The organism is Synergistaceae bacterium, from assembly GCA_012521675.1.
In the GTDB taxonomy this organism is placed as follows: Bacteria; Synergistota; Synergistia; order Synergistales; family Aminobacteriaceae; genus JAAYLU01.
Genome location: JAAYLU010000059.1, coordinates 1 through 4,611 on the forward strand (window position 1 = coordinate 1; position 4,611 = coordinate 4,611).

At 65.5% G+C, this 4,611-nt stretch carries 5 protein-coding genes and 1 pseudogene; all 6 read right to left on the reverse strand.

The window, feature by feature from the left end; genetic code table 11:
• Positions 1 to 85 (reverse strand): annotated as a pseudogene (locus GX181_05940) (FkbM family methyltransferase).
• A 269-nt stretch (positions 86 to 354) separates the two neighbouring features.
• Positions 355 to 1,383: a glycosyltransferase family 4 protein gene (locus tag GX181_05945; GenBank protein NLM71480.1), complete on the reverse strand. Its 1,029-nt coding sequence runs from the start codon at positions 1,381 to 1,383 to the stop codon at positions 355 to 357.
• Between the two features lie 8 nt (positions 1,384 to 1,391).
• A complete protein-coding gene (locus GX181_05950) occupies positions 1,392 to 2,027 on the reverse strand; it encodes an acyltransferase (GenBank protein ID NLM71481.1) in 636 nt (211 codons plus the stop codon).
• Complete coding sequence (locus GX181_05955) at positions 2,024 to 3,121, reverse strand: DegT/DnrJ/EryC1/StrS family aminotransferase (GenBank protein ID NLM71482.1); 1,098 nt, start codon at positions 3,119 to 3,121, stop codon at positions 2,024 to 2,026. Before GX181_05955 ends, GX181_05950 begins: the two co-directional genes overlap by 4 nt.
• Positions 3,118 to 3,561 carry a WxcM-like domain-containing protein gene (locus GX181_05960; GenBank protein NLM71483.1) on the reverse strand — a complete coding sequence of 148 codons (444 nt, stop codon included), beginning with the start codon at positions 3,559 to 3,561 and terminating at the stop codon, positions 3,118 to 3,120. Before GX181_05960 ends, GX181_05955 begins: the two co-directional genes overlap by 4 nt.
• Positions 3,512 to 4,516: a glycosyltransferase gene (locus tag GX181_05965; GenBank protein NLM71484.1), complete on the reverse strand. Its 1,005-nt coding sequence runs from the start codon at positions 4,514 to 4,516 to the stop codon at positions 3,512 to 3,514. Before GX181_05965 ends, GX181_05960 begins: the two co-directional genes overlap by 50 nt.
• Positions 4,517 to 4,611 lie beyond the last annotated feature (95 nt).

A 4,611-nucleotide genomic window follows, 5' to 3' on the forward strand; every position in this document is an offset into this window, starting at 1 on the left:
GTCCTGTCCACCCCATCTCCCTCTCGAAGAAGCAGGAGTTGCTGATAGTCACTCCGTCGTAAGCCCCCACGTCGACGAAGACTCCGTCCATCATCCCGGGGAAGAGGTGCTCGGCCACGAACTTGTCCTGGCCGTACTGGCTGAAGTAAACCCTCCGATCCTCCTCGTCGTAGGCGAAGCCGTACTCGTTCATCAGCCTTATCAGCCCGAGGTACTGCCCTCTCCTGCAGCGGCGGAAATTTCTCTCCGGGTCGGTCCAGAAGAAGAGAAAGGCCCGAAGGAAGAGACCCGCCCCGCTGTTCTGTGTTCGCGGCTTTTTACGTAATTCCGTCACTTGGTCGACACCTCCCGTTGTCACCGACGACAGGACAGGACCCCCTGCCGCCGGGCCGCCTCGCCGTACACGTCCAGCAGCGCATCGGTCATCTCCTCGATCGTCGGGATCCTTCGCGCGTCGAAACGAGCGACCGATTCTCCATTCTCCAGAAATCTCGCGATGGCCGAGCGCCACGCCTCGACGTCGCCCGGCGGGGTCAGGCCCTCGGGCGACAGGGCGAGCTCGCGAACCGCAGGTATGTCCGACGCCAGCACCGGAACCCCCATCCGCACGGCCCTCATCAGCACCTGCCCCATCCCCTCCTGCCGAGATGGGAAGAGCAGGCAGGAGCAGCGGCTCAGCCACAGCTCCGGGTCGTCCACGTGTCCGTGAAAGGTCACCCTGTCCGCTATCCCCAGCCGGTTGGCCGTGCGACGAAGCTCCTCCATCTGCGGGCCGTCGCCCGCGACGTCCAGCCGCCAGTCGCCCGCGACCCGCGCAAGAGCCTCCAGCGCGGTGTCAAGCCCCTTCAGAGGGGTGAGCCTGCCGATGAACAGCAGCCGAGCCTCGTTCGGCCTTGTCCACCGATGCCCGGAGGGGGGCAGGCCGTTGTAGATCACTCGCAGATCCGCGCCCGGAAGCAGATCGGCGAAGTAGTCCCGTACCGCCTCGCTGACGCAGATGACGGTGCGTGCGCGCCGATAGGGGATGATCCCCGCGTTTTTGCTGTAGAAGGCGTGGCAGGTGACCACCCAGGGCACGCCCGAAATCCGCGACGCCCACCAGGCGATCCACGCCGGGACCCGAGAGTGGGCATGCAGGACTTGAATGTTGCGCTTGACGGCCAGGCGCGCGATCCGGGCCGCCGCCCAGGCCGCGGTCGCCGGGTTCTTCAGGTGGACCGGCAGCCGGACATGCTCCGCTCCGGTCAGCTCGGCCTCCAGCCTCCCCCCGGCCGAGACCACGGTCACCCCGTGCCCTCTCTCCTCCAGTCCGTTGGCGAGCCAGAGCACGTGCCTCTCCACGCCGCCCTCGTCAAGCTCCGGAAGAATCTGCACGACCTTCAAAGGGATAGTCACGCCTCCCTTCCGTCCGACCGTTCCAGCTCCGCCACGACGCGAGCCGGGTTGCCCGCTATTATCACGCCGCCCGGGAAGTCGCCACCCGCGACCACCGACCCGGCGGCGACTATCGAGTCATCGCCTATCCCGGTCCCCTTAAGGATGATCGCGCCGTTGCCTACCCACACGTTCTTACCCAGTGTCACCGGGGCTACCCGGCCGATGCTGGCCCTGCGCTCGCCAGGCGCGATACCGTGGGCGTCGAAGTCCAGTATCTGGACGCCCCCGCCGATCAGGCATCCGTCACCGATATCGACCCTCTCCGCCGATATGATCAGCAGACCGTTGTTGACGGCGACGTAATCCCCCAGGGTTATCCTCGCCCCGGGGTAGCGCGCCTGAAGTTCGCAACAGGACGAGTGGAAGCCGCCGCCTATCGGGTAGCCCAGGGTCGATCTGCCGCCTATCCTGACGGCTCCCTCCCCGCTGACGATCGTCCTCTGGTAGAAGCGCACGCCCTTCCCGACGGACAGGTCCGTCCCCTCCCACCAAGCGCCAAGGCGGGCCCTCAAGAGGTTGATACGGCCTCGGAGGCTGCGGAGGAACTTGGTGATGTGGCGGCGCACCACAAGCAACGGGGAGGCGCTCATGGCCTGAAAGAGCCGATGGCGTCGCAAACAGCGCCGATCTCGGCCCGACCTATCCCGGCGTACAGGGGCAGGCTCAGCACCCTGTCGGCGAGCCGTTCCGCCGCGGGGAAGCCTCCTCTTCCGTGCCCAAGGCTTTTGTACGCCCCCGAGAGGTGCGGCGGCACCGGGTAGTGTATCGCGGTTCCGATCCCGAGTGATGAGAGGTGCTCTCTCATGGCGTCCCTGTGCTCGCATTCGACCACGTAAAGGTGGAATACGTGCGTCCCCCCCGGCCTGATGCCGGGAGTCCGGACGGGCGAGTCGCGCAGCAGGTCCGTGTAGAGACTCGCGGCCATCCGGCGCTCCGCCGTTATCTCTTCCAGATATTTCAGCCTCACCCGAAGCAGCGCTGCCTGCATCTCGTCCAGGCGGGAGTTCACACCCTCCACCTCGTTGACGTACTTCTCCCTGGAACCGTAGTTCCTCAGCACCCTTATCCTGTCCGCGAGGGCCTCGTCGTCCGTCGCAACCGCCCCCGCGTCGCCGAAGGCCCCGAGGTTCTTGGTCGGGAAGAAGCTGAAGCATCCTATCGTCCCTAGCGAGCCTGTCCTCCTGCCTCTCCACACGGCCCCGTGACTCTGCGCGCAGTCCTCTATCACTGCCAGCCCGTGGCGCTTTGCGATCTTCATGATGCCGTCCATGTCGCACGGCTGGCCGTACAGGTGCACCGGCATCAGCGCCCTGGTTCGGCCTGTGACCGCTGCCTCCGCGAGCTCGACGTCCAGCCCGTGGTACTCGTCCGGCTCCACCAGGACGGGGGTCGCCCCGTTGGCCGTTATGGACAGCAGGGTGGCTATGTAGGCGTTGGCCTGCACTATCACCTCGTCGCCCGGGCCTATGCCGAGCACCCTCACCGCGAGCGTCAGGGCGTCCAGACCGGAGTTCACGCCCACGCAACGGGACGCGCCAGTGTAACCTGCGAACTCCCGCTCGAACGCCTCGACCTCCTCGCCCAGCACATACCAGCCGGAACGCAGCACGCGCAGCGCAGCCGCCTCGTACTCCGCCGCGTGCGCCTCGAATGCGGGCTTCAGGACGTTGAAAGGGATCCTCATGGCGCACTCCCGGAGATACGCAGGAACTCGTCGTAGTCCCGGATGTAGTCCGCCTCGTCGTAGTAGTCGGAGGCGAGCACCAGCAGCACGCTGTCGTCCTTCATCCAGGTCATCGTGTGCCAGGTCATCGGCCCGACGAAGAGCCCGACCGCCGGGTCGTCAAGGACACAGGTCGACCTCTCCCCCCCCTCCTCCAGCATCACTCTTATCTCGCCGTGAACGCAGATCAGAACCTGCTCGAGCGCCCTGTGGGCGTGCTTGCCTCTAACGCAACCCGCGCGCGCTCCCGTCGAGAAGTAGACCCGCCTGACCGGGAAGGGAACGTGCCTCTCCGCCTCTATGAACTGAAGCCGCCCCTCATCCGGGTCGTCCGTCCTGCGGACCGGAAACTCAAACAACCTCACGTCCACGCCCCCCTTCAATGCCTGCCGGTCGATCATTCCGGTTCAAAAGCCCCTTCAGCTTGAGCCCCATCCTGTAAGGGTCGATAAGGAGCGACAGCTCCCTCGCCCAGTGTACCAGAGCCGGGTACCGAGTCCTCTCCAGCCACGCGAAGAAGAAACGCCTCAAGCGAGCATGGTGACGCAACGCGGGCGGCAGCTCCATCATCCGCGGCAGAACTATCCTGTCGTACATCAGCCGCCGGTCCGCGCTCATGCCTCGCCGAACCCTCTCCCTGCCGGGGGCGTTCATCCTCTGACTTAGCGACCCGGCGTGAATTCGGTAGCGCACGACGGTCCGGTCAAGCCCGACAATGCGATGTCCGGCGGCAGTCGCCAGCAGCCAAAAAGGCCAGTCCTCCATCCAGAAGAAGCCGTGATCCCACAGGCGAAGCTCCTCGAACAGGGTTCGCCTGAACAGGACTCCCGGCGCGGGCAGAGGGTCGCAGGAGATCAGTGTCTTAAACTGCCCCCGCGCGTCCTCGGCGAAGAATCGCCTCTGTTCGGCGGACCAGCCCTTCGAGGCCGAGTCAACACCCTCTCTAAAAGGGGCTATCCTGCCGAAGGCCACAGAAACGTCGGGCGACCCCGCCATCTCCAGCACCGAGTCGCGCAGCCCCTGCGGGCAGAAGAGGTCGTCGCCCGCGAGCGGCTTGACTATCTCGCCATCGCAGGCACGGACCGCCCTCGTGTAGTTGCGCACCGGGCCCTCGTTTCTCTCGCCCGTCAGCAGCCTGCAGGAGAAGAACGAGCCTCCGCGCCGTTCCATCCAAGACGAAACCGCTCGCACCGTGCCGTCGGTCGAGCAGTCGTCCGACACGACCAGCTCGACTCCGCCGGGAAGGGCAAACAGGGCGTCGTCCGCCAGCAGGCTGTCCAACGTCTCGGTCGCCAACTTTTCCTGGTTGTAAGTATACACCGCCACGGAGAGCAGCGGAGAACGCAAGTCGGTCATATTCCAGCCTCTTTTCACTCCGGCAAGCCGATAAAGACCACCGTCCCGAGGTGCGATGCAAAAGGGCGAGATCCCTCGCCACGCTCGGGATGACA

Bases quoted from the DNA above. Each gene is read 5' to 3' on its own strand.
- GX181_05965 (NLM71484.1), bottom strand. From the start codon at position 4,516: ATGACCGACTTGCGTTCTCCGCTGCTCTCCGTGGCGGTGTATACTTAC.
- GX181_05950 (NLM71481.1), bottom strand. From the start codon at position 2,027: ATGAGCGCCTCCCCGTTGCTTGTGGTGCGCCGCCACATCACCAAGTTC.
- GX181_05960 (NLM71483.1), bottom strand. From the start codon at position 3,561: ATGATCGACCGGCAGGCATTGAAGGGGGGCGTGGACGTGAGGTTGTTT.
- GX181_05955 (NLM71482.1), bottom strand. From the start codon at position 3,121: ATGAGGATCCCTTTCAACGTCCTGAAGCCCGCATTCGAGGCGCACGCG.